Consider the following 24,051-nt stretch of genomic DNA (forward strand, 5'->3'; position numbering starts at 1 on the left):
GGGGTGAGGTGCGGGCGGGGAGTGCGAAGGTGGCTTGGGCTGCGGCAGGGCAGGCTGCCAGGACGGACAAGACCGAGAGGGCGATCAGGGCGGACATGGTCGCAAAGAGGCAGCCGAAGAGCTTGGCAAGTGGGCCTGTGATGAGGGAGGTGTGCTGTCCCAGCACCGTGTGAATGATCATGGTTGGCCTCCCGTGCCTTAGAAGGTTGGGAAGCCAGGATCATGTGGCGGGGTGGGGCCGTGGGGGGCCGAGCGCGGTTCTGTGGAGGGGCGGTGCTCGGTGCGGTCGGGCTGTGGAAAAGTGCATCGGCGCGAGTGGTACGGCTTGTGCGGCGTGAGCGGTCAGGGCTTGGCTTCGGCTATGCGGGCGAAGGATGTGATGTCCAGCTCTTCGCCCCGGGCCGAAGGGTTCACCCCGGCCGCTCGGAGGGCCTCTTCCGACAGGGCTGGGCTGCCGGCCCATGAGGCCAGGGCCGCGCGCAGCGTCTTGCGGCGTTGAGCGAAGGCGGCGTCCACCACGGCGAACACCTCCTCGCGCGAGGCCGTCGTCTCAGGTGGTTCGCGGCGGGTGAGGGAGACGAGGCCGGAATCGACGTTGGGGACGGGCCAGAAGACGGTACGGCCCACAGGACCGGCCCTGCGTACGTCGGCGTACCAGGCCGCCTTGACCGACGGCACGCCGTACACCTTGGAGCCCGGACCCGCCGCCAGCCTGTCGGCCACCTCCAGCTGCACCATGATCAGGCCCTTGCGCAGGGACGGGAGCACCTCCAGGAGGTGCAGCACCACCGGGACGGCCACGTTGTAGGGGAGGTTGGCGACCAAGGCTGTGGGGGTGTGGCCCTCCAGGTCGTCCAGGGTGATCTTCATCGCGTCGGCGTTTACGACGGTGAGCTTGTCGGCGGCGCCCCGACCCGCGATGGTGAGCTTGTGGGTAGCGTTCCGTTCCGCGATGGTGCGCCCGTCGGCAGCGTCAGCTTCCTCGGCAGCGCCGCCGTCCTCTTCGGCGGGTTCGTCCCCGGCGGCGTGTTCGTCCGTGGCAGCCCGCTCCGCGACGGTGATGGGGAGCTGGCGGGCGAGTACGGGGTCGATCTCGACGGCCACCACGTGTTCCGCCGGCGGCAGGAGTGCCAGGGTGAGCGAGCCGAGGCCCGGGCCGACCTCGATGACCACGTCATCTGGGGACAAATCGGCCACGCGGACGATACGCCGGACGGTTCCTGCGTCGATCACGAAGTTCTGGCCTAGCTTTTTTGTCGGACGTAGATCTAGCTTGTTCGCCAAAATACGTATTTCTGCAGGGCCCAACAGCCTCATCATCCAACCAGTCTCCCGCATCGAAGAACCTGCGATGGCGGATGGGGAGACCAAAGGAGAGGATGGCGTGGAACAGGAAGGGACGTCCCTCATGGAGCCAACGGGCGCCGCGCCGCTCCGCCCGACGGACTTGCGGGAGATCGGACCGTATCGGCTGCTTGGCCGCCTCGGCGAAGGCGGCATGGGGACCGTGTTCCTCGCCAGGGCGCCGACGGGCCGGTTCGTCGCGCTCAAGGTCGTGAAGGTGGAGTTCGCCAACCAGGAGGGGTTCGCCGCCAGGTTCCACGCGGAGGTCGAGAACGCCCGCCGGGTGGCATCGTTCTGTACGGCCCAGGTGCTGGACAACGGCAACACCGGTGACGGGCGACCGTACATGGTGACCGAGTACATAGCGGGGACCCCGCTGTCCGACCAGATCTCCAAGTTCGGGGCTCTGGAGCCGGGACCGCTGCACGGTGTGGCGCTCGGCGTGGCGGCGGCGCTGGCGGCCATCCACGTGGCCGGGCTGGTGCACAGGGATCTCAAGCCGGCGAACGTGATCCTCTCGCTGTCCGGGCCGAGGGTGATCGACTTCGGGATCGCCCGGGCGCTCGACAGGGAGACCGGGTTCACGCTCTCCGGCGAGCTGCTGGGGAGCCCGGGCTGGTGGGCCCCCGAGCAGGTACGCGGCCAGGTCGTCAGCCCGGCGGCGGACATCTTCGCCTGGGGCTGCCTGGTGGCGTACGCGGGCAATGGACGCCACCCGTTCGGCCGTGGCGACCCCATCACGCTGGCCACCCGCGTTCTGAACAACCCGCCCGACCTGGGCGCGCTGCCCGCGCCGCTCAACGAGCTCGTACGCCGGGCCACCGCGATGGAGCCGACCGTCCGGCCTACGGCGCAGGAGCTGCTGATCGCCCTGGTGGGAGGGTCCACACCGGCGCTGACGGTCGATCCGCCCACCTTGGTCGCGACCGAGATGCTGAACGAGTGGCAGCCGCCGCAGAACGTGGTGGACGAGCCGGACATCACGGCGACGTTCACGACACCGCCGCCGAGCGACACCATGAGCCGCGCGCCGAGCCAGGCAGGCGGGGGCGGTGCAGGGGGTACAGGCGGAAGCGGCACAGGCGGAAGCGGGAGCGGTGCAGGCGTAGGTGGGGCAGGCGTAGGTGGAGGCGGCTCCAGTCAGGTGGGGCAGCCCAGCCGGCCTGATCAGGGCAGTCGTCCCGATCAGGGCAACCAGGCCTATCAGGGCAACCAGCCCCAGTCCCAGCCCGGCCAATCCCAGCCCGCCCAGTTCCAGCTTGGTGCGGCCAGTCAGGGTAATCAGCTTGGGCAGGTCGGCCAGCCTGCAGCTCCGAGTCGGCCTGGGGTCCCGAGCCGGCCTGGGGTCTCGCGGCAGTCCCCGAGCGGGCCCAACGCACCCGGCACACCCCATACGGCCGGTGCCGCGCAGCAGGCGCAGCAGGGGCAGGCGTCGGTCGAGGAGCTGGCGCGGCGTGAGGAGCAGGCGGCCAAGGAGGAGTTCGCCCGCTGGGAGGCCGAGAACCAGGCCCGGCTGCGGGAGCAGCAGCAGCCCGTGAAGAAGAAGAGGCTGCGCGAGCGCAAGAAGCAGCCGGTCGGGCCGGACGTCCCGCAAGAAGCAGAGTCCCGGCCGGGGGTCCTGTCGGGCACCCAGACCCAGCCGGGCGAGGGGGCCGTCCCCTTAGGCGCGGGAGCTCCGCTCGGCGACGAGCCCGACACCATCGGCGGGACGAGGACGCCCGGCACCCGGTGGCTCATCGCCGCCGCGGCCGCCGTGCTGGCCATCGTCGTGACCGTGGCCGTGCTGATCGCCACCTCCGGCCGTAACACGACCGTGACGGCCACCCGCAGCCCCTCCCAGACCGCCACTGGGGCGGCGCCGAACGACGTGGGCCGCAGGTTCGCCCTGGGCGCCGGCTTCGACGACCCCGTCGCGATCGTGGCGTCGGCCCCCGAGTGCGGGCTGAAGGAATATGAGGGCACGACCGCGACCAAGGGGCAGCTCTGCGTGATCCCATGGACGATGCTCAACCCCGGCGGCGAGCGCAGGCAGCTGATCCAGCCCGTGGTCACCATGGTCGACGACCGTGGCGGGGAGCACGATCCGGCCACCGTCACCCTGCCTCCGGTCATCCTGCCCGGCGGGCGGGTGGACAGCGCGTTCGTGTTCGACCTGGCGGCCTATCGCAAACCCGTCAAGATGACGGCGACCCTGCTCGAGAACGGCAAGCAGATCGAGGTCGGACTGTGAGGGCCGTAATGCGGATGGCGAGGCTGCTGGCGGTGGGCGTCGCGCTCGTGCTGGGCGGCACGGTGCTGTCCCCCGTGGCGGCCGGCGCCGCCGCCTGTGCGGGGGCCGCCGACTTCGACGGCGACGGCGTGGACGACGTGGCCGTGGGCGATCCGTTCGCGGACGGCCAGAAGGGCGCGGCGCACGTGCTGTCGGGCGGCAAGGTCATCCCCGTCACCGTCCCGGACCTGGCCAAGGGCGACGCCTTCGGCTGGTCCGTACGGCTGGCGAAGGTGGATTCCGACGCCTGCGCCGACCTCGTGATCGGCGCCCCGTACGCGGACGTTGACGGCATCGAGGACGCCGGGGCCGCGTACGTCGTCTATGGCGGCGGCAACACCCCTCCACAGCGCCTGGCCGCCGTCCAACCCCAGCGTTTCGCGCACTTCGGGTGGTCTGTGGCGGCGCGGGGCGATCTGGTGGCGATCAGCGCCCCCTACGAGGACGAGGGCTCGCTGCTCGACGTGGGCGCCATCTACGTGCGCAAGGGCGCGACCCAGCTGCGCAGGATCAGCCAGGAGTCCGTGGACGTGCGCGGCAACAGCGAGGTGGGTGACCAGTTCGGCTGGTCGATGGCGTTCGGGCCGAAGAACGGGCTGGTCGTCGGCGTGCCGTACGAGAACGACGACGGCGCGGGCCGGCAGGTCGAGGCAGGCAAGATCGACTCCGGCTCGGTCGTCTTCATCGACGACGTGTTCGCATCCAAGCTCACGACGCTGAAGCTGGACTCGCCGACCGCCGCCTCCGGCGACCGGTACGGCTACGCGGTGGCCTGGTCCGACGGCTCCGGTTACGCGGTCAGCGCACCGGGACCCGGGTACGTCCAGCTGCTCGACCCCGCGAGGAAGCCCACCAGGAGGGTGACGCAGGGCGGCAAGCAGGCGTTCGGGTTCTCGATGGCCGCGTCGGCGGACGGCAGGCTGGCCATCGGCGCCCCCTACGGCGGCGGCGTCCGGGTGGTCTCCTGGAAGAACGCGAGCGAGGACAAGAAGCTGGCCACGGACGCCGGCCTGTTCGGGTGGTCGGTGGCCTTCAGCGGCAACAAGCTGTTCGTGGGGCAGCCGGACGCGCAGCCGTCCGGCAAGGTCGCGGTGGCCGCGCGCAACTCCGATGACCTCCAGCAGGTCCAGCCGCCCCAGGGGGCCGACTTCGGGGTGTCCGTCGCCGGGTGAGCCCGCTGCGGCCCGGTCAGGTGAACAGGTCGGCGCCGCAGTTGGGCCACTGGCCCTGCCAGCGGCCCTCGACCTGCTGGTAGAGGAGCTGCGCCCGGTACGTCTGCTCCTCCGCCGGCCAGGTGCTCGGCAGCCCCATCCCGCCCACGGCCTGCCACATGGGCAGGCTGAACTGGTACATCCCGTAGTAGGGCCCCCCGGCGTTGTACGCCAAGGGGTCTCCGTGCGCCTCGCACTCCGCCAGGGCGTGCCAGTTGAGCCGCAGGACGGCCGGCCTGATCTGTACGGGGCGCGGCGGCGTGATCGTGATGACCGTGCCGTCCTCGGGGAAGCTGCTGAGCGGCGGGCTCACCTGGTAGCCCTGCTGAAGCGCGATGCGCTGCTGCCTGAGCACCTGGCGCACCGTCCTGGCGGTCGTCCGCGAGGTGATCCTGGTGGTGCCCGCGACCACGTACACCTTGCGCCTGGTGTACAGCGTCAGCTCCATCCCCGACAGCGGCACCGCGTCGCCGGGCGGTGCGGAGAGCCGGCCGGCGGCGGGGGCGATGTCCAGCTCGGCCAGGGCGTCGCCGACGTTCGTGGCGGTGACCAGGTGTCTGCTGGTGCGGCCGTCCAGGGTCAGCGTGAGGGGGCGCGCGCGGTGCACCTCGATCGTGGCCCCGTCGGCGACGTCCTCCTGGCCGGATGGCCGTACGACGTCGCCGAAGCCGAGCGAGACCCCGGCGTCGCCGAGCACGCCGTGCACCGTGCCGGCGAAGCTGCGCACGGCCACGGGGCGGCCGTCGACGACCACGACCACGTCTTTGACCAGGAACGACGCCACGACGAGCGTACCGAGGGCCAGCGCGCCGGCCAGGCACACCACGGGCGTCCACGGGGAACGCCACGGGATCGGCGGACGCGGCGCACGCCTCTTGCCTCGCACGAATCACCTCCGGTAGCGGGGCTGGACCGCCCGAACGCTAGCGGCGGCCGGACGCGCGCATCCACCGGTTCACCGAAAGATGGTCACCACTCGCCGAAGACCGTGACTCCGTTGGCGCTGATCGCCTCGCACAACCGGTCCGGATGTACCCCCTTGACCTCGGCCAGGCAGCGCAGGGTGAGCGGAATGAGGTAGGGGGCGTTGGGCTTGCCCCGGTGCGGGACCGGCGGGAGGTAGGGGGCGTCGGTCTCGACCAGCATGAGCTCCATGGGTGCGACCTCGGCCGCCTCGCGGAGGTAGGCGGCGTTCTTGTAGGTCACCGGCCCGGAGAATGACATGAAATATCCGGCTTCGACGCACTTTTTCGCCATTTCGGCGTCGCCCGAGTAGCTGTGGAACACCACCTTGTCCGGCGCGCCCTCGGCGGCCAGCACCTTCAGCACGTCGTCGTGGGCGTCGCGATCGTGGATGACCAGCGCCTTCCCGGTGCGCTTGGCGATCTCGACGTGCGCGCGGAAGCTCGCGTGCTGGTCGTCCTTGCTCGCCCAGTCCCGGTAGTAGTCGAGCCCGGTCTCCCCCACCGCCCGCACCTCGGGCCGCCCCGCCAGCGCCTCGATCTCGGCCAGCACCTCCGGGGTGGCCTCGTGCGCCTCGTTCGGGTGGATGGCCACGCCCGCGTACACGCCCTCCTGCTCGGCCGCCACCTCCGCGTTCCACCGGGAGGACTTGAGGTCGTAGCCGATCGTCACCAGCCGGGTCACCCCGACCTGCCTGGCCTCCTCCAGAATGCTCCGGACGCTGCCCGCCGCCGCCTGCGCGGCCTGTGCCACCGGGTCGCCCGATGACGCCTGCCGGTTGCCCACCATGATGTCGAGGTGGCAGTGACTGTCGAACACAGGGGCGGAAAGCGGCTCTGGAGCGGCGGGAAGCTTGGTCACGCACTCTAAAGTAGCCTCCATGCGGTACGGCGTTCTCGGCACCACCCGCGCCTGGCGTGCGGACGGCACCGAGGTTCCGCTCGGCGGGCCGGTCAGGCGCGCGCTGCTGGCGCTCCTGCTGCTGCGGCCGGGCGCGGTCGTGTCCCAGGACCGTCTCATCGAGGCCCTGTACGGAGACCGGATCCCGAAGGACGCCACCCACGCGCTGCACTCGCAGGTCTCCAGGCTCAGGCGCGACGGGATCGCCGTCGAGCTGACCCCGGCCGGTTACCGGCTGCCGGTGGGGCCCGGCGACGTCGATGCCGAGCGGTTCCTGGTGCTGGCCGACGAGGGGCGGGCGGCAGGCGATCCGGTACGCGCCGCGGCGGTGCTCCGTGAGGCCCTGGCGTTGTGGCGGGGGGCCGCGTTCGCCGACCTCGATCCCGCGCACGGGGGACGGCTGGAGGAGCGGCGGCTGGGCGCGATCGAGGATCGGATCGAGGCCGAGCTGGCGTGCGGGGCGCACCGGGCGGTCATCACCGAGCTGGACGATCTGGTGGGACAGCACCCCTTACGAGAACGGCTGCGCGGGCTGCTCATGCGTGCCCTGTCCGCGGACGGGCGGCCGGCCGAGGCGCTGGCGGCGTACGAGGATGGGCGGCAGCTGCTGGCCGCCGAGCTGGGCGCGGACCCGTCGCCCGAGCTGGCCGAGCTCCACCGGAGCCTGCTGCGCGGGACGGCCGCCGTCGCACCGGCGCCCCTGACGCTGCCCGGGCGGCTGACGAGCTTCGTGGGCCGGGACGACGACGTGGCCGCGGTCGCCCCACTGCTCGCCACGGCCCGGCTGGTGACGCTGCTGGGGCCGGGGGGTGCGGGCAAGACGAGGCTGGCGATCGAGGTCGCCCGGCCGGCTCCCGGCCGGACCGCCTCCTTCGCCGACTCGGGCTCGCCACACCCGGCCTCCCCCGCAGACGCCACCTCGCCGGTGGCCGCCGTCGCGCGGGGGGCTGGGGATGTGGTGCTGGTGGAGCTGGCACCGGTGGGCACGGAGGCGGATCTGGCCCAGGTGGTGTTGCACGCGCTGGGCGTGCGCGAGAGCGGCCTGCTGAGCGGCCCTGGGCTCGGGGCCGCCGATCGGCCCGACTCGGTGTCCCGCCTGATCGCGGCCCTGGCCGAGCGCCCGCTCCTGCTGATCCTCGACAACTGCGAGCACCTCGTCCACGCCGCCGCCACGCTCTCTGAGCGCCTGCTCGCCGCCTGCCCCGCCCTCCGCATCCTCGCCACCAGCCGCGAGCCACTCGGCATCACCCCCGAACACCTCTGGCCGGTACGCCCCCTCGCCCCCGAGGCCGCGGCGGCCCTCTTCATCGACCGGGCCAGGGCGGTCCGCCCGGACTTCGTGCCGGACGAGGCGGTGGGCCGGATCTGCGCCGCGCTCGACGGCCTGCCGCTGGCGATCGAGCTGGCGGCCGCCCGCCTGCGTACGCACGAGACCGGCGAGCTGGCCGAGCGCCTCGCGGCCCAGGACCGGTTCAGCCTCCTGTCGCGCGGCAGCCGTACCTCCGACGCCCGGCACCAGACCCTGCGCGCCGTGGTCGCCTGGAGCTGGGCGCTGCTCACCGAGGCCGAGCAGGTCATGGCCGGCCGCCTGACCGTCTTCTCCGGCGGCGCCACCGCGCGGGCCGCCGCCGAGGTGTGCGGGCTGGCGGAAGCGGAGGAGCTGCTCGACTCCCTCGCCGACAAGTCCCTCCTGGAGGTGTCTGGGGGCCGCTACCGGATGCTGGAGACGATCCGCGCCTTCTGCGCGGAGCGGCTCGGGGACGAGGCGCCGGACGTGCGCAGGGCGCATGCGACGTACTTCCTCGACCTCGCCGAGCGGGCCGAGCCGCACCTGCGCGGGGCCGGGCAGGTGCGGTGGCTTGACCGGCTGGCCGCCGAGCACGACAACCTGCAGGCCGCGCTGCGGTGGGCGGTGGAGTCCGGTGAGGTGGCGTTCGGCATGCGGCTGCTGGCGGCGCAGTCCACGTACCTCTGGATGCGCGGCATGCGCGCCACGACCGCCGGGGCCGCGATCGCCCTGCTGGAGGCGGCGGGTCCCGAGCCGGATCCGGCGCTCGGCGACGCGTACGTGCTGTGCCTGCTGGCGACCACCGGCAACGGCGCGGCACAGCAGATCTGGGAGCGCCACCGGTCGCAGGCCGAGACGATGGTCACGGACGACACAGACGAGTCCGGAGGGTCCGGAGGGTCCGGAGGGAAGCGGTATCCGATCGTCACGTACCTCTGGCCGATGATCACTGCGGGGACCCTCGCCTCCGACGTGGCGCTCAAGATGCTCCGGCGCGCCGCGCGGGCGGCCGATCCGTGGGAGCGGGCCGCCGCGCGGTTGATCTGGGCGTATCCACAGATGGCCGCGGGTGAGTTCGCTGCCGCGGAGGAGGAGCTGACGGGGGCGCTCGACGGGTTCCGGCTGCTCGGCGACCGCTGGGGCTCGGCCCTGGCGCTGGACGGGCTGGCCTGGCTGGCGTCCGTCCACGGTGACGACGCCGCCGCCCTGGCCTACACGGAGCAGGCGCTGGCGCTGGCCGAGCAGCTCGGGGCCGAGGAGGACCTGGCGGACCTGCTCTGCAACCGGGGTGACCATCGCATCGGGAGCGACCTGGAGGGGGCTCGGGCCGACTACGAGCGGGCCGCCGAGCTGGCCAGGCGTGCGGCTCTGCCGATCTACCTCGCCTCCGCGCTGCGCGGGCTGGGCGACGTGGCGGCGCGCAAGGGGGATCTGGGGCGGGCCCGGGAGCTGTACGAGCAGGGGTTGCGGCAGTCGGACCCGCAGTGGGTCAAGACCTCGGGCAACATGACCCGCCTCCTGGTCGGTCTGGGGCGCGTGGCGGAGGCCGACGGGGATCGGGGGACGGCCCGCGCCCACTACCGCCGGGCGGTCGAACACGCGGTCCGCTCAGGCGCGCTGGCCGAAAGCCCCCGGGCCATCGAAGCCCTGGCCGCCCTGGCCCTCACCGACGGCGCCGACGATGTCAGCGGTGGGGGTGGCAGCGGTGGCGGCGGTGGCGGCGGTGGCGGCCAGGACGGTGCCCTGTTGTGCGCCACCCTGCTGGGAGCCGCCATCGCCATGCGCGGCGTCGTGCTGCCCGGCGAGCCGGAGGCCGCGCGGGAAGCACGGGCGGTGCTGGGCGAGCGCGCGTTCGCCAAGGCGCGGCGGGCGGGCGCGCGGCTCTCCCATCGGGAGGCGCTGCGGCTCGTCGGCGTCGCCGACGAGGTCGTCGACCGGTCACCCTTGGGCGAGCTCACCGCCTTCACCGGCGAGCTGGCCACCCTCTCGGACGGTCGCCCCCGCTCGCAGCCGGACGGCTGAGCAGCGGCCGAGGAGGCGGGCCGGCAACGGCGAGGTGAGCCTGCCCTGAGAGCGAAGGTCGAGGGCGTGAGGGCGGCCGTGAGAGCGAAGGTCGAGGGCGCGGTGAGCCCTGCGGTGAGGGTGCGGTGATGGCGCGGTGAGGGCGGCCGGTCAGGCTCTGCGGCATGGACATCCTGATCTCCGGCGCGAGCGTCGCCGGCCCCGCGCTGGCCCTCTGGCTCAACCGGTACGGCCACCGCACCACCATCGTCGAGCGCGCCCCCGCCCTCCGCGAAGGCGGCTACTCGGTCGACTTCCGTGGCGACGCGCACATGAGCGTGCTGCGCAAGATGGGCGTCCTCCCCGACATCGAACGCGCCCAGACCCACATGGGCTCCATGTGGAACGTCAACGAGGCCGGCAAGAAGCTGGTCGCGATGCCCGCCGACCTGTTCGCCGGCGACGTCGAGATCCTGCGCGGCGACCTGGCCCGCATCCTCCACGACGCCACCAGCTCCCACACCGAGTACGTCTTCGGCGACTCGATCGCCTCGATCGCGCAGGACGCGGACGGGGTGACGGTGACGTTCGAGCGCGGGCCGGAGCGGCGCTTCGACCTGGTGGTGGGCGCGGACGGCCTGCACTCCACCGTCCGGGCCCTGGCGTTCGGCCCGGAGCGGGAGCACACGTCCTACCTCGGCCTCTACTGCGCGGTGTTCACGACCGACAACTACCTCGGCCTCGACTACACCGGGCACGCCTACAGCACCCCGGGCAAGATGGTCTCCCTCTACAGCGCCCGGCGGAACACCGAGGCCAAGGCGGTCTTCTGGTTCGGCTCGCCGCCGCTGGACTACGACCGGCACGACCTCGACCGGCAGCGGGAGCTGCTGGCCGAGGCTTACGAGGGGGTCGGCTGGGAGGCGCCGGAGCTGCTGCGCAGGATGCGGCACGCGGAGGACTTCTACTTCGACTCGATCAGCCAGGTGCGGCTGGACTCGTGGTCACGCGGCCGGGTGGTGCTGGTCGGCGACGCCGCCTGCTGCGCCTCGCCGCTGTCCGGCATGGGCACCGGGCTGGCCGTGGTCAGCGCGTACGTGCTGGCGGGCGAGCTGGCCGCGGCCGGCGGCGACCACCGCGCCGCCTTCGCCGCCTACGAGCGGGAGGTACGCGGCTACGCCGCCGGTTGCCAGGAGTCGGCCGTGGGCGTCAGCAAGTGGATGGTCCCCGAGAGCCGGCTCATGGCCTGGTTCATGAACCAGAACTACAAGCTGCTGCCCTACCTGCCGTGGAAGGGGCTGATGGCGAAGTCGGTCAGGAAGACCGCGAGCGCCATCAGCCTCAAGGACTATGGAGTCACTCGCCCAGCCGGGCCAGCTCCTCGTCGACGACCTTCGGATCGAGCTTCTTGAACAGCGGCACCGGCGGCGCGAGCGGGGTGCCCGGCTTGATCGGCCGGTGCTCCCACCGCGCGGCCCCGTCGTACTCGCCGGTGATCACCGGGTAGGGGGTGCCGCCGTCCTCGTCGACCTCGCGGATCTCCGGCATGCCCGACCACACGCCCTCGCCGCCCAGCATGGCGTAGACCTTGTTGGACGAGCCGGGCAGGAACGGGGTGAGCATCGTCTTGGCGTCGTCGACCACCTGGAGCGCGACGTGCAGGATCGACTTCTGGCGCGCCGGGTCGTCCTTGAGCTTCCACGGCTCCTGCTCGGCCAGATATTTGTTGGCCTCGCGCACCACGTCGAACGCCTCGGTGATGGCGTTCTTGAACCTCGATCTGCCGAGCTCCGCGCCCACGGGGGCGAACGCGTTGCGCGAGCGCTCCAGCAGGGCCCGGTCGGCGTCGGTCAGGTCGCCGGGCTCGGGGACGGCCCCGAAGTTCTTCGCCGCCATCGAGATCGACCGGTTGACCAGGTTGCCCCAGGCGGCGACCAGCTCGCCGTTGTTGCGGTTGACGAACTCCTGCCAGGTGAAGTCGGTGTCCTGGTTTTCCGGCCCGGCCACCGCGATGTAGTAGCGCAGCGCGTCGGCGTCGTAGCGGGCGAGGAAGTCACGCACGTAGATGACGATCTGGCGCGAGGAGGAGAACTTCTTGCCCTCCATCGTCAGGAACTCGCTGGAGACCACCTCGGACGGCACGTCGAGCTTGCCCAGGGCGCCCGGCGAGCCGTCACGCGCGCCGATGCCGCTGTAGCCGAACAGCATCGCCGGCCAGATCTCGGCGTGGAAGACGATGTTGTCCTTGCCCATGAAGTAGTAGCCGCGGGCCTCGGGGTTCTGCCACCACTGACGCCAGGCGTCGGGGTCGCCGGAGCGCCTGGCCCACTCGATGGACGCCGACAGGTAGCCGATCACCGCGTCGAACCAGACGTAGAGCCGCTTGTTGGGCTGGTCGCGCCAGCCGTCGAGCGGGATGGGCACGCCCCAGTCGAGGTCGCGGCTGATCGCCCGCGGCTGCAGGTCGCCGAGCAGGTTGAGGGCGAACTTCAGCACGTTGGGCCGCCACTCGCCCTGCTTGGACTGCAGGTAGGAGCCGAGCACCTCGGCGAAGGCGGGCAGGTCGAGCATGAAGTGCTCGGTCTCGGCGAACACCGGGGTCTCGCCGTTGATGCGGCTCTTGGGGTTGATCAGCTGGATCGGGTCGAGCTGGTTGCCGCAGTTGTCGCACTGGTCGCCGCGCGCGCCGTCGTAGCCGCAGATGGGGCAGGTGCCCTCGATGTAGCGGTCGGGCAGGGTGCGGCCGGTCGAGGGCGAGATGGCGCCCATCGTGGTCTTGGGGAAGATATAGCCGTTGTCGTAGAGGCCCTTGAAGATCTGCTGCGTGACGGCGTAGTGGTTCTTCGTCGTGGTCCTGGTGAACAGGTCATAGGACAGGCCCAGGCCGGTGAGGTCTTCGGCGATGACGCGGTTGTAGCGGTCGGCCAGCTCCCTGGCGCTCACGCCCTCCTTGTCGGCCTGCACCTGGATGGGCGTGCCGTGCTCGTCGGTGCCGGAGACCATCAGCACCTTGTTGCCCGCCATCCGCTGGTAACGGCTGAAGACGTCGGACGGCACGCCGAATCCTGAGACGTGCCCGATGTGGCGGGGGCCGTTAGCGTACGGCCACGCGACGGCGGTCAAGATGTGCTGGGACATGGATGTAAGCCTATCTGCGCGGCCCCGCGCCAAAAGCCCGCCAACCCCGTGACGGGCCTCCTTCACGCGGACGGCCGGGCTCGGCCCCGCGTGAAGGAGGTGGTCACACGCGCTTGGACTCTTCGAGTGAGACGGCCTCCGCGGCCTCTTCCGCGGCCTTGGCGGCGACGTCGATGGAGCTCTCGCGGGTGCGGCGGATGCCCAGGATGCTGACGAACAGCGCCGCGAAGATCGTCTGGAAGCTCATGATCAGTGCTGTCGCCGAGGGCACCACGATGCGCAGCGACTCGCGCGGGTCGAGCTCGCCGAAGCTGCGCACCTGCCAGTGCACCAGCGACATGACCAGGCCGACCAGACCGGCCAGGGCCAGCAGCCCGCCGACCACGAGGCCCTTCTCCAGGGTCACGATGTCGATGAGCTTGCGGATGCGCGGCGACTCCGGCAGGAAGCCCTCCTCGGCCGCGTAGACCTTGGTGAAGACCGCGAACAGCGCCGCCTGGAAGCCGATCACCACCAGCGCCGACGACCCGACCAGGGTGTCGACGTCGAAGGCCAGCTCGCCGATCTCGACCGGCCCGAACGTCAGCGCCGTCCCGGCCACCAGGCCCAGGATCATCATCAGCACGCCGGGATAGAAGAACAGCCACTTGGGGCTGTAGAGGAGCAGGAAGCGCAGGTGGCGCCAGCCGTCGCGCCATGAGCGCAGGTGCGGCGGGCGGGAGCGGCCGTCGGGCGAGAGCGTGGTGGGCACCTCGCGCACGTCGAGCCCGGACAGTGTGGAGCGGACCACCATCTCCGAGGCGAACTCCATGCCGCCCGTCTGGAGCTGCAGGCGCAGGATCGAGTCACGCCTGAAGCCGCGCAGGCCGCAGTGGAAGTCCTTGATCGCCGAGGGGAAGAACAGCCGCCCGATGAACGACAGCACCGGGTTGCCCAGGTAGCGGTGCAACGGGGGCATGGCGCCCGGCGAGATGCCGCCCCTGAAACGGTTTCCCATCACCAGGTCGGCGCCGTCGCGCAGCTGCTCGACGAACGGCAGCAGCGCGGTGAAGTCGTAGGAGTCGTCGGCGTCGCCCATGATCACGTATTTGCCGCGCGCCGCCCGGATCCCGCCCATGAGGGCGTTGCCGTAGCCCTTCTCATCGACGTGGACCACGCGGGCACCGGCGTCTCGGGCGAGCTGTTGCGAGCCGTCCGTACTGCCGTTGTCGGCGATCAGGACCTCGCCCTCGATGCCGTGCTCCGCCATGCACGCCAGTGCTTTGCGTACACAGACTTCCACGGTCTCCGCCTCGTTGAGGCAGGGCATGACCACCGTCAGTTCCACGTGTCTACCCTTCAGTTAAGGCTCTTCCAGTGAACCATCATGCCCTGTGCCCACGGATGCTCGGGTCAAGACCCAAAAACGACTGGCATTCTTTACAGCATGGTGAGCGTCGCGGAGATTACCCCTGTGGACCACTCCGCTGCTGGCTGGGCAGCACGTCTGCTGTCCATGGTCCGCCGGCATCGGGTGTTCGCCGCGGCCTTCGGCATCGGCGCCGTGCTGCGGCTCATCACCATGCTCGGCTACGGCCCGGCCATGTGGTTCAACGACTCCTACGAGTACGTCTCGGTGGCGCTGCACCCGCGGCCGCACCCGATCAGGCCCGACGGCTACAGCTTCTGGCTGATGCTGCTCAAGCCGTTCCACAGCTTCTCACTGGTGATCTTCACCCAGCACCTGATGGGGCTCGCCACGGCCTGCCTGATCTACGCGTTGCTGCGCATCAAGTTCCGGCTGCCGAAGTGGGGGGCCACGCTGGCGGCGGCGCCGGTGCTGTTCGACGCCTACCAGATCCAGCTCGAACAGCTCGTGATGTCCGACACGCTGTTCACGCTGCTGGTGGTGGGCGTGATCACGCTGGTGCTGTGGAAGCGGCGGCTGTCCTGGAAGGCGGGCGCGGTCGTCGGGTTCCTGCTGGCGCTGACCTGGCTGACCCGCTCGATCGGCATGCCGATCCTCGCGCTGGTGGTGCTCTACCTGCTGGTCAAGCGGACGGGCTGGCGGCCGATCGTGGCGGTGCTCACCGCGTGCGCGATCCCGGTCATGGCGTACATGGGCTGGTTCGCCTCCGCGTACGGCAAATTCGCGATGACCAACAGCGACGGGCTCATCCTCTACATGCGCACGGCGATCTTCGCCGACTGCAACAAGATGGAGTTCGACAAGTACAAAGAGGTTCAACTCCTGCTGCTGTGCATCAACGAACCGGTCGATTCCCGTAAGGAATACGCGCAGTGGTACCTGTGGGGCCAGGGCAGCCACAACGGCACGGCCACCGGCGAGGTGCTGCACCGGTGGGGCGTCAACAAGAAGTGGAGCGAGATCACCAACGACGCGGCCAGCGCGTTCGCCACGCGGGCGATCCTGTCGCAGCCGGGCGACTATCTGCAGGTCGTCGTGCGTGACTTCTTCCGCTCGTTCCACTGGGCGCGCCCGCGCTTCCCCGACGAGTCGACGTACAACATGTACCAGTTCAAGCCCTACGTGGAGCTGGACGACACCGGCAAGCCCAAGCGGCTGCCGAAGTGGTCGTCGTACGCGGGCGGCCGGACCGACACCGACGCGTTCAGCTACGAGCAGGGCCCGCCTGAGACGAAGATCGTGCAGCCGTGGGCCGGCATCATGAGCGGCTACCAGCAGGTGTTCTACCTGCGCGGCATCATGCTCGGCGGCATCCTGCTCATCGGCCTGTACGGCGTCGCGGTGCGCTGGCGCAAGTTCGGCGGCGCGGTGGTGCTGCCGTGGCTGGGCGCGGTCGGGCTGCTGCTGGCGCCGGCGGCGACGGCGGAGTTCGACTACCGCTACGTGCTGCCGGCCGTGCCGCTGGCCTGCATCGCGGCGGCGATCACGCTGCGCAAGGGCGTCACTTGGGCGCGGCGGTCACCCAAGAACGCATCAGCATCCGAGCCCACCACTCAGCCTGCGTGATCGTCTCGGCGGCCAGCACCGGATAGAGCCAGCCGAAGTTGATCAGCACGATGAGCGCGAACGCCCCCACCGTCGCCGCCCCGGCCGCCCGCCGCCCGGACGAGGCCCGTTCCTTGCCCAGGATCAGCCCCGCCACCAGCACGATCGCCAGCACCATGAACGGCACCACGGGGATCATGTAGAACAGGTACATCGTCCGGTTGTCCGCGATGGCGTAGTAGAACCACGGCAGCCAGCCAGCCGCGAAGCCCAGCAGCGTCGTCCCCGCCCGCCAGTCGCGGGTGGCCACGTACCAGGTGATGACCGCGATCAGCGCCGGCGCGGCGCCGTACCAGAGCGCCGGGGTGCCGACCCCGAGCACGGCCTGTGAGCACTCGCCGGCCCCGCAGGCCGACGGCGGCAGGTCCGACGGGTAGTAGAAGGAGACCGGGCGTAAGAGCAGCGGCCACTGCCAGGGCTCCGACATGTACGGGTGGTAGTCCTCCAGGCCGCTGTGATAGCCGAGCACCTGCGTCTGGTAGTTCAGCCACGAGCGCACCGAGTCGATCACGAAGAACAGCGGCCCCGAAGAGGTCGCCTGGTCCCAGTTGCGGCCCCAGCCCCCGGCCGTGACGAACCACCCGGTCCACGACGCCATGAACGTCACCGCCGGCGCGACCGCGAGCGCCGCGAACCCGCCGGGCACGTCGTACGACAGCGCCCCCCGGTACGGCTGCCGCAGCCCCAGCGCCCGCCTGGCCCCCATGTCCCACAGCACGCTCATGACCGCGAACGCGATCAGGAAGAAGACCCCCGACCACTTCACCGCGCACGCGGCCCCCAGGCAGACCCCCGCGGCGACGCGCCACGGCCTGAGCCCGAGCCGCGGCCCCAGCTCGCCGATCGGCGCGCCCCCGAACCGGTCGATCAGCCGCCGCCGGGCCCAGTCCCGGTCGGCCACCAGGCACGCGAACCCGGCCAGCACCCAGAACATCAGGAAGATGTCCAGCAGCGCCGTGCGCGAGAGCACCAGGTGCAGCCCGTCGAGCGCCAGCAGCAGCCCGCCCAGGCAGCCGAGCAGCGTCGAACGCGTCATCCGCCGCGCCACCCTGGCCATGATCAGGATGGACAGCGTGCCGGCCAGGGCCGCCGTGAAGCGCCAGCCGAACGGGGTCATCCCGAACAGCAATTCGCCCAGGCCGATCATCCACTTGCCCAGCGGCGGGTGGGCGACGAAGGACGCGCAGTCGACCGGCTGCGCGCATTGCTGGAAGATGTCCAGGTTGCCGGTGATGAGGCGTTTGTCGGCAATGGGGTTGTCGGCGTTGCCGAGCATCGTCCGCTCGACGCCGTGCGTGAGCAGCGAGTACGCGTCCTTGATGTAGAAGGTCTCGTCGAAGACGACGGCCTTGGGCTCGCCGAGCCTGACGAAACGCAGGACGCCGCCGAAGATCGCGACCAGGAGCGGCCCGACCCAGCCCAGCAGAGGGCCGCCTTGGATCGGCGGGACCATGCGCTGCGCGACGACCCCCCAGTTCCTCACCATGCGCACCCTATGGGGTGGTGGTCCGCCTGTGAACCAGGTCGTACAGCTCTCGTTTGGACACCCCCGCGCCCTTGGCCACGTCGGAGATGGCGAGCTTGCGCTGGACCCCGTCCGCGACCCTGCGGTCCACCTCGGCGACCAGCTCGTCCAGGTCCGGCTCGCCCGCCCCGGCCACGTGACCGGAGACGACGACCGTGATCTCGCCCTTGACGCCCGCGGCGGCCCATTCGGCCAGCTCGCCGAGCCCGCCCCTGCGCACCTCCTCGTACGTCTTGGTCAGCTCGCGGCACACGGCGGCCTCCCGGTCGGGCCCGAACGCCTCCGCCATCGCCGCCAGCGAGCTCGCCAGCCGGTGGGGCGCCTCGAAGAAGACCATCGTGCGCTCCTCCTCGGCCAGGGCGGACAGGCGGCGGGAGCGGTCGCCGGGCTTGCGCGGCGGGAACCCCTCGAAGCAGAACCGGTCGCTGGCCAGCCCGGACACCGCCAGCGCGGTGGTGACGGCGCTCGGGCCCGGCAACGCGGTGACCGTGACGCCCTCCTCGACCGCGAGGCGGGTCAGCCGGTAGCCGGGGTCGGAGACGCCGGGCATGCCCGCGTCCGTGATCACCACGACCGTGCGGCCCTCCTTGAGCGACTCGATGAGCTCCTGGGCCCGGCCCGCCTCGTTCTGGTCGTAGTAGGACACCACCCGCCCGGTGATCTCCACGCCCAGCTCGGTCGCGAGCCTGCGCAGCCTTCTGGTGTCCTCGGCGGCCACCACGTCGGCGCTTTCGAGCACCTCACGCAGTCTCGGCGAAACGTCGCCCGCCTGACCTATGGGCGCTCCTGCCAGCACCAACTTGCCATCCCTAGTCACCTGACCATTGTGGCAGGGCATCCCAATTAGACCGTGTTTCTTGGGTAAGGACCGCCTTGGGGCCCGTACGATGTCCGAATGGCGGTGACCGATTCCCCGTACCAGGCCTACGAGAGCTCGGAGGCCGGCGAGAGCCAGCCTCGGCAGCGGTCCGTACGCGATCGGGTGGTGCCTCCCATGCGGGGCAGCGTCCTGTGGGGGTGGATCGGGCCACTGCTGATCACCGTCTTCGGCGGCATCCTGCGCTTCGTCAACCTGGGCCATCCCAAGGCCGTCGTGTTCGACGAGACGTACTACATGAAGGACGCGTTCTCCCTGATCACGTGGGGAGTCGAGCGGGTCACGATCAAGGACGCCGACAAGGCGATCCTGGCCGGCAACGAGAACGTCTGGCAGTCGTGCACGCCCGAGACCATGGACAAGTGCGCCTCCTACGTCGTGCACCCGCCGATGGGCAAGTGGATGATCGGCGCGGGCGAATGGCTGTTCGGGCTCAATCCGTTCGGCTGGCGCTTCGCCGCCGCGCTCATCGGCACCCTGTCGATCCTGGTCCTGGCCAGGGTGGCGCGCAGGATGACCCGCTCGACGCTGCTCGGCTGCTTCGCGGGCCTGCTGCTGGCCCTGGACGGCCTGCACTACGTGCTCTCGCGCACGGCGCTGCTGGACATCTTCCTGATGTTCTGGGTGCTGGCCGCGTTCGCCTGCCTGGTGGCCGATCGCGACCAGGCTCGGGAGCGGCTCGTCGCCTGGTACGAGAAATCGCCCATGTCGCCGCACGGTCCCTCGCTCGGGATCAGGTGGTGGCGGATCGGCGCGGGCGTCTGCCTGGCCCTGGCGATGTCGGTCAAGTGGTCGGGGCTGGCGTTCGCGGTCGCGTTCGCGGTCATGTCCCTGCTGTGGGACTTCGGCGCGCGCCGGGCGGTGGGCCTGCGCAACCCGTACGTGGGCGCGTTCAACAAGGACGTGCCGCAGGGGATCCTGGCCTTCGCGATCGTGCCGTTCGTGACGTACATGGCCACCTGGACGGGCTGGTTCGCCACGGCCACCGGCTACGGGCGCGACTGGGACCAGGCCACCTCGTCGGGCAACCCGCTGTTCTTCCTGATCGACTCGATGCGGTCGTGGATCAAGTACCAGTGGCAGGTCTTCACCTTCCACAGCGATCTGGCGACCTCTCATCCCTACATGTCAGAGCCGTGGCAGTGGCCGCTGCTGCTGCGTCCCGTCGCCTTCTACTACGAGGGCAAGCAGGACGCCTGCGGCGTCAAGGACTGCTCGGAGGCGGTGCTCGGGGTGGGCACGCCGGTGATCTGGTTCGGCGCGGTGGCCGCGCTCATCGCCCTGATCACCTGGTACTTCTCCTCGCGCGACTGGCGGGCCGGGGCCGTGGTGGTCGCGTACGCGATGGGCTGGCTGCCGTGGTTCTACTTCGCCATCGCCGACAACCGCACAATGTTCCTGTTCTACGCCATCCCGATGGTGCCGTTCATGGTGCTGGCCATCACGCTGTGCGCCGGGCTGCTGATCGGGCCGTCCACGCCGACCGCCTCGGGCAGCATGCCGGTACGCCGTACCGTCGGGGCGGCCGTCGTCGGCGCCTTCGCGCTGCTCGTGGTGATCAACTTCTGGTGGCTGCACCCGATCCTGTCGGCCGAGTTGATCCCCTACACCGAATGGAAGGCTCGGATGCTCTTCGAAAAACGGTGGATATGATCACGTTACGCCCGGCTCAATAGTGGTTTCTTAGGGTAGTCGCTGTGCAAGACCCAATACGCACCGGATTCGGTCATCGTCAGGCCCGGGGTCGATACGGCAAACTTCGAGGCATGAGTGCACCGGATGTCACCGCCCTTCTCGCCGAGTTGGAGCGATCTCAGCCGGACCTGGCCGAGGAGGCCAGGACCGCCGTCGAATGGTTGACGGGTGGCGAACCGTTGGAGACGGTGACCCAGCTCGACGTCTGCGAGTTCCTCTGGTACACCCTCCCGATCAAGGTGGGGCCGCTCAAGCCGGGCGGCGACCACGAGCGCCTGGCGCGATCACTCGGGCGGCTGCTCCAGCTCGGTGGAATGGAGCGTTACGCCGCCTTGTGCGTGTCGCCCACGACCGTACAGATCCTGCACACCTACGCCCGCGAGGGCGAGGACGCGGGCACCAGCGCCTACCAGCAGGCGCTGGAGGCCACGGGCGTGCTCCCGCCCGACGTGCCGGAGCTGCAGTGGAGCATGATCATGGGGCCGGAGGAGCTGGGCGCGCACATCGCCTGCTCGGCCGCCCTGGAGCTGGGGATCGTCTCCGGCGAGCCGATCGACCGCACCGCGCTGACCCGGCGCTGGCTCACCGAGCCCCGCAGCGACCTGGGCGGCGACAGCTGGCTCAACCGCGTGCACGGCGAGCGGCTCAACCGCTGGGTGCTGGGCCGCGGCCCGGCCAGGCGGAAGCTCGCCCAGCCGTTCGAGGTGCGCCTGCACGCGCCGGTGCCCGCGCAGCCGCTGCCCGCCCTGCAGGGGCTGCTGTCCCTGGCCGCCAGGGAGGGCAGCCTGCCCCTGCGGCTGGCGCCCTCGCCGGAGGCGCTCAGGCTGCGGGAGCTGGCCGAGCGGGAGCTGGGCGCGATCGAGCGCGACGGCTCGAAGCTGTCCATCACCGAGCACGGCAGGCGGCTGCTCGAGTCCCCCGAGGCCATGTGGTCGGCGGTCACCCGGCTGCTGCTGGCCAGGGGCGAGCACGAGTTCGAGGTGTCGGCCCGCGAGGCCGCGCTCCTGCTGCTGGCCGACGGCACGCTGATGTCGCCGGACAAGCTGCGAGAGCGGGTGGCGGAGGTGGTCGGCGGCGAGGGCTGGCACCCCACGACGAGCCTGGCGGACGTCGCGAGGCCGGTGTCCGAGCTGATCGCCCAGCTCACGGCGTTGGGGCTGGCCTTCAGCGACGAGCTGGCGGTGCGGATGGACCGGCCGGGCCAGCTCGCGGCCCTGGCGGCGCTGCGGGCCCACGCCCTGCGCCCCAGGAAGTACGTCAGCTCGGGATGAGCGTCCCTTCGACGGCGGCCGGGCCGGCCCCGGCCGTCATCCCGCGGGCACCCGGCCCACGGCGCGCTTGAACTCGGGGCACTCGACCAGCGGATCGTGCTCGCAGACGGCCGCGTGCCGCAGGCTGTCACGCAGCCGGGTGAGCTGCGAGACGCGCGCGTCCACCTCGCGCTCCTTGGCGGCCAGGCGCTCGCGCAGCCGCGCGTCGGAGGGCCTGGCCCGCAGGAACTCGGCGATCTCCGAGAGCGTGAACCCCGCGTCGCGAGCGCACGTGATCAGCGCCAGGCGGTCGAGCGTCTCCGGCCGGTACGCCCGCCGCAGCCCGTTTCGCCCCTCGGCCTCGATGAGCCCCTTGCGCTCGTAGAAGCGCAGCGCCGACGCGGCCAGCCCGGTCCTCCTGGACACCTCGCCGATGTCCACCAACACGTCGTCCACGACCCCGCTCCTTGACTTGAACCGCACTTCAAGTTGCAGTCTAGTCGGCATGCGGATTCATCATCTCAACCTCGGTTCCATGCGCGAGATCGACGCGCTCGACGGCTCGGCCTCCGCCCCCGCGGTGTGCCACGCCCTTCTGCTCGAAACCCCCTCTTCCGGGCTCGTGCTGGTGGAGGCCGGACTCGGCCTCGACGACGTGGCCAAACCCGCCGAAATGCTCGATCGCGAGTGGACGGAGATGGTCGGGCCGGTGCTCGTGCCCGGAGAGACGGCCGTCCGGCAGGTCGCCGCGCTCGGGCACGACCCCGCCGACGTACGCCACATCCTGCTCACCCACCTGGACGTGGACCACAGCGGCGGGCTGCCCGACTTCCCGCACGCCCAGGTGCACGTCATGGAGGCCGAGCTGGAGGACGCGCTGGCGCAGGCGCCGAACCGGCGCTACCGGCCCGGCCACTGGGCGCACGGGCCGCGCTGGCAGACCTATCCCGGCACCGGCACGCGCTGGCTGGGCGTGGACGGCGTGCGTCCCGCTGCCGGCCTGCCGGAGGACATCCTGCTCGTCCCGCTCGGCGGCCACACGCGCGGGCACGCCGGGGTGGCCGTCAACGACGGCGAGCGCTGGCTCCTGCATGCTGGGGACGCGTACTTCTACCACGGCGAGCTGGCGCCCCAGCCCCGGTCGCACCCGCTGTTCGACATCGTGCAGCTCGACTCCCAGGTGGATCCCGAACGCCGCGTGTCCAGCCAGGAGACGCTGCGCTCGCTCGCACACGACCACGGGGTGACCGTCATCTCCGCCCACGACCCCTGGGAGCTGGCCGAACACACCCGGTAGTTAGGATGGCCTGAAGAGCTCTACGCCGGAGGGGGACCGTCATGGAGCTGTTCCCGGCCATGCCGCTCGCAGAGTGGGCCGACGCCAAGGAGACCTTTCACCGATTCGCGCAGATCGTCGGGAAGATCCGGCTGACTGCGAGCAATCGACGCAATCACTGGTGGCAGGTTCCCTTCCACCCGACCGGGCGAGGGATCACCACTCGGCCGATGGGCGGGCTCGGCGAGCAGGCCCTGTACTCCATCGATTTCGACCTCGTACGCCACCGCCTGATCGTGGACGTGCTCGACGGCCGCAGCGCCGAGTTCAGCCTGATCGGCAGGTCCGTGGCGTCGTTCCACGAGCGCCTGTTCGAAACCCTGGCCGGGCTGGGCATCCGGCCCGAGATCTGGGGAGTGCCGTTCGACCTCGGCGACGACACCCCGTTCGCCGAGGACACGCTGCACGCTCGCTACGATCCCGTGCTGATCAACCGGTACTGGCGGATCCTGTCCCAGGTGACGCAGCTCCTCGACCGGTTCGCCGCCGACTTCGCCGGCAAGACCAGCCCGGTGCACCACTTCTGGCACACGTTCGACATCGCGGTCACGCGGTTCACCGGGCGTGTGGTCACGGTCTCGCCGGATGCCGACTCCGTCACCCGCGAGGCCTACAGCTGGGAGGTCATCAGCTCGGGGTTTTGGTTCGGTGACAAGGAGCGGCCGTGGCCGGCCTTCTACTCCTACACCGCGCCCGAGCCCGCCGGGCTGGAGCGCGAGCCGCTGCGGCCGGAGCAGGCCGAGTGGCTGCCCGCCAGGGGCAGCCATCTGGCCGTCCTGCGTTACGACGACGTCCGGGCGTCCGGGGATCCGGTCGCGACCGTGCTGGAGTTCCTGGAGAGCGCCTACCGGGCCGGCGCCAGGCTGACCCAGCTCGACACGGAGGCGCTGAGCAGCCCGGGAGGCGTCACGGACCCCTATTACGCGAAGCTCAGGGCGTGAGACCCCTGACATGACTGAACGCCCGCCCTCCGGAGAGGGCGGGCGTTCAACGAGTGCGTACCGGTGTGCAGGTCGCCTCTCGGCGAAAGGCACAACGCGGCTCCAGCCGAACGGTATTCCGCGAAGGCAATAGGTGAGGCCCGGGGACACTGGACACACCGGCCACGATTCATGTAACCACACCCGCCCGCCGGACATTCCCTCGCACGCGCGATTTCCCGCGAAGAATTTCCGGACTGGGCCCTGAGGGCCGGGTCTTCGGTGGCCGGGCTTTCGGTGGCCGGGCGGTCAGGGCCGGGT

17 protein-coding genes and 2 pseudogenes are annotated in these 24,051 nt (G+C 70.9%); 9 read left to right on the forward strand and 10 right to left on the reverse strand.

Going from position 1 to position 24,051, the window contains the following annotated elements:
• The 3 genes and pseudogenes from ETD85_RS65010 to ETD85_RS67690 all read right to left on the reverse strand — a co-directional run.
• On the reverse strand, positions 1-181 hold a 181-nt coding region (locus ETD85_RS65010), incomplete at its 3' end, for a hypothetical protein (protein ID WP_206059202.1).
• 161 nt (positions 182-342) lie between these two features.
• A pseudogene (locus ETD85_RS67685) lies at positions 343-897 on the reverse strand (ribosomal RNA small subunit methyltransferase A); the annotation flags it as partial.
• Between the two features lie 129 nt (positions 898-1,026).
• Positions 1,027-1,338: pseudogene (locus ETD85_RS67690) on the reverse strand (rRNA adenine N-6-methyltransferase family protein); the annotation flags it as partial.
• 70 nt (positions 1,339-1,408) lie between these two features.
• On the opposite strand from ETD85_RS67690, the gene ETD85_RS65015 reads away from it, so the two are divergent.
• Positions 1,409-3,574, forward strand: a complete 2,166-nt coding sequence (locus ETD85_RS65015) for a serine/threonine-protein kinase (RefSeq protein WP_206059204.1) — start codon at positions 1,409-1,411, stop codon at positions 3,572-3,574.
• 14 nt (positions 3,575-3,588) lie between these two features.
• Complete coding sequence (locus ETD85_RS41990) at positions 3,589-4,785, forward strand: FG-GAP repeat protein (protein WP_170247131.1); 1,197 nt, start codon at positions 3,589-3,591, stop codon at positions 4,783-4,785.
• Positions 4,786-4,801: 16 nt separating this feature from the next.
• Here the strand turns inward: ETD85_RS41990 and ETD85_RS41995 are convergent, their stop codons facing one another.
• Together ETD85_RS41995 and ETD85_RS42000 are read right to left on the reverse strand one after the other, a co-directional pair.
• Positions 4,802-5,710, reverse strand: coding sequence for a resuscitation-promoting factor (locus ETD85_RS41995; protein WP_138695410.1), 909 nt, complete (start codon positions 5,708-5,710; stop codon positions 4,802-4,804).
• Positions 5,711-5,793: 83 nt separating this feature from the next.
• Complete coding sequence (locus ETD85_RS42000) at positions 5,794-6,648, reverse strand: TatD family hydrolase (protein WP_240779774.1); 855 nt, start codon at positions 6,646-6,648, stop codon at positions 5,794-5,796.
• A 19-nt stretch (positions 6,649-6,667) separates the two neighbouring features.
• Here ETD85_RS42000 and ETD85_RS42005 point away from each other — a divergent pair, with 19 nt between their 5' ends.
• Both ETD85_RS42005 and ETD85_RS42010 read left to right on the forward strand, forming a co-directional pair.
• Complete coding sequence (locus ETD85_RS42005) at positions 6,668-9,997, forward strand: ATP-binding protein (protein WP_138695412.1); 3,330 nt, start codon at positions 6,668-6,670, stop codon at positions 9,995-9,997.
• Between the two features lie 164 nt (positions 9,998-10,161).
• The gene (locus ETD85_RS42010) at positions 10,162-11,388 is read left to right on the forward strand and encodes an FAD-dependent monooxygenase (protein ID WP_138695413.1); all 1,227 of its coding nucleotides are present in this window, start codon (positions 10,162-10,164) and stop codon (positions 11,386-11,388) included.
• On the opposite strand, the gene metG is transcribed toward ETD85_RS42010, so the two are convergent.
• On the reverse strand, positions 11,333-13,114 hold the full coding sequence (gene metG / locus ETD85_RS42015; protein ID WP_138695414.1) for a methionine--tRNA ligase: 1,782 nt from the start codon (positions 13,112-13,114) through the stop codon (positions 11,333-11,335). The two genes, ETD85_RS42010 and metG, sit on opposite strands and share 56 nt — an antisense overlap.
• Before the next feature lie 103 nt (positions 13,115-13,217).
• Positions 13,218-14,441, reverse strand: coding sequence for a glycosyltransferase family 2 protein (locus ETD85_RS42020; protein WP_206059203.1), 1,224 nt, complete (start codon positions 14,439-14,441; stop codon positions 13,218-13,220).
• Positions 14,442-14,540: 99 nt separating this feature from the next.
• Between ETD85_RS42020 and ETD85_RS42025 the strand changes: the two genes are divergently transcribed.
• Complete coding sequence (locus ETD85_RS42025) at positions 14,541-16,088, forward strand: hypothetical protein (RefSeq protein WP_170247132.1); 1,548 nt, start codon at positions 14,541-14,543, stop codon at positions 16,086-16,088.
• Here the strand turns inward: ETD85_RS42025 and ETD85_RS42030 are convergent.
• Entirely contained in the window at positions 16,024-17,613 is a 1,590-nt protein-coding gene (locus ETD85_RS42030) for a dolichyl-phosphate-mannose--protein mannosyltransferase (RefSeq protein ID WP_138695415.1), read from the reverse strand. The genes ETD85_RS42025 and ETD85_RS42030 overlap by 65 nt on opposite strands.
• 7 nt (positions 17,614-17,620) lie before the next feature.
• Positions 17,621-18,490 (reverse strand): 16S rRNA (cytidine(1402)-2'-O)-methyltransferase, encoded by an 870-nt coding sequence (gene rsmI / locus ETD85_RS42035; protein ID WP_138695416.1) that lies wholly within the window; start codon positions 18,488-18,490, stop codon positions 17,621-17,623.
• 57 nt (positions 18,491-18,547) lie between these two features.
• On the opposite strand from rsmI, the gene ETD85_RS42040 reads away from it, so the two are divergent.
• Both ETD85_RS42040 and ETD85_RS42045 read left to right on the forward strand, forming a co-directional pair.
• On the forward strand, positions 18,548-20,182 hold the full coding sequence (locus tag ETD85_RS42040; protein WP_138695417.1) for a dolichyl-phosphate-mannose--protein mannosyltransferase: 1,635 nt from the start codon (positions 18,548-18,550) through the stop codon (positions 20,180-20,182).
• 113 nt (positions 20,183-20,295) lie between these two features.
• Positions 20,296-21,495: a hypothetical protein gene (locus tag ETD85_RS42045; RefSeq protein ID WP_170247133.1), complete on the forward strand. Its 1,200-nt coding sequence runs from the start codon at positions 20,296-20,298 to the stop codon at positions 21,493-21,495.
• A gap of 36 nt (positions 21,496-21,531) precedes the next feature.
• Here the strand turns inward: ETD85_RS42045 and ETD85_RS42050 are convergent, their stop codons facing one another.
• Complete coding sequence (locus tag ETD85_RS42050; protein ID WP_240779775.1) at positions 21,532-21,930, reverse strand: MerR family transcriptional regulator; 399 nt, start codon at positions 21,928-21,930, stop codon at positions 21,532-21,534.
• Between the two features lie 79 nt (positions 21,931-22,009).
• Between ETD85_RS42050 and ETD85_RS42055 the strand changes: the two genes are divergently transcribed.
• Both ETD85_RS42055 and ETD85_RS42060 read left to right on the forward strand, forming a co-directional pair.
• Positions 22,010-22,771 (forward strand): MBL fold metallo-hydrolase, encoded by a 762-nt coding sequence (locus ETD85_RS42055; RefSeq protein ID WP_240779776.1) that lies wholly within the window; start codon positions 22,010-22,012, stop codon positions 22,769-22,771.
• A gap of 41 nt (positions 22,772-22,812) precedes the next feature.
• On the forward strand, positions 22,813-23,751 hold the full coding sequence (locus ETD85_RS42060; RefSeq protein WP_138695420.1) for a DUF5996 family protein: 939 nt from the start codon (positions 22,813-22,815) through the stop codon (positions 23,749-23,751).
• The last annotated feature ends 300 nt before the right edge of the window (positions 23,752-24,051 follow it).

Origin of the sequence: Nonomuraea zeae (genome assembly GCF_005889725.1) — a bacterium.
GTDB lineage: Bacteria > Actinomycetota > Actinomycetes > Streptosporangiales > Streptosporangiaceae > Nonomuraea > Nonomuraea zeae.

Excerpts from the sequence above, each read along its gene's own strand:
- ETD85_RS65015 (WP_206059204.1), top strand. The coding sequence starts at position 1,409 with ATGGAGCCAACGGGCGCCGCGCCGCTCCGCCCGACGGACTTGCGGGAG.
- ETD85_RS41990 (WP_170247131.1), top strand. The coding sequence starts at position 3,589 with ATGGCGAGGCTGCTGGCGGTGGGCGTCGCGCTCGTGCTGGGCGGCACG.
- ETD85_RS42005 (WP_138695412.1), top strand. The coding sequence starts at position 6,668 with ATGCGGTACGGCGTTCTCGGCACCACCCGCGCCTGGCGTGCGGACGGC.
- ETD85_RS42010 (WP_138695413.1), top strand. The coding sequence starts at position 10,162 with ATGGACATCCTGATCTCCGGCGCGAGCGTCGCCGGCCCCGCGCTGGCC.
- metG (WP_138695414.1), bottom strand. The coding sequence starts at position 13,114 with ATGTCCCAGCACATCTTGACCGCCGTCGCGTGGCCGTACGCTAACGGC.
- ETD85_RS42025 (WP_170247132.1), top strand. The coding sequence starts at position 14,541 with ATGGTGAGCGTCGCGGAGATTACCCCTGTGGACCACTCCGCTGCTGGC.
- ETD85_RS42030 (WP_138695415.1), bottom strand. The coding sequence starts at position 17,613 with ATGGTGAGGAACTGGGGGGTCGTCGCGCAGCGCATGGTCCCGCCGATC.
- rsmI (WP_138695416.1), bottom strand. The coding sequence starts at position 18,490 with ATGCCCTGCCACAATGGTCAGGTGACTAGGGATGGCAAGTTGGTGCTG.
- ETD85_RS42040 (WP_138695417.1), top strand. The coding sequence starts at position 18,548 with ATGGCGGTGACCGATTCCCCGTACCAGGCCTACGAGAGCTCGGAGGCC.
- ETD85_RS42045 (WP_170247133.1), top strand. The coding sequence starts at position 20,296 with ATGAGTGCACCGGATGTCACCGCCCTTCTCGCCGAGTTGGAGCGATCT.
- ETD85_RS42055 (WP_240779776.1), top strand. The coding sequence starts at position 22,010 with ATGCGCGAGATCGACGCGCTCGACGGCTCGGCCTCCGCCCCCGCGGTG.
- ETD85_RS42060 (WP_138695420.1), top strand. The coding sequence starts at position 22,813 with ATGGAGCTGTTCCCGGCCATGCCGCTCGCAGAGTGGGCCGACGCCAAG.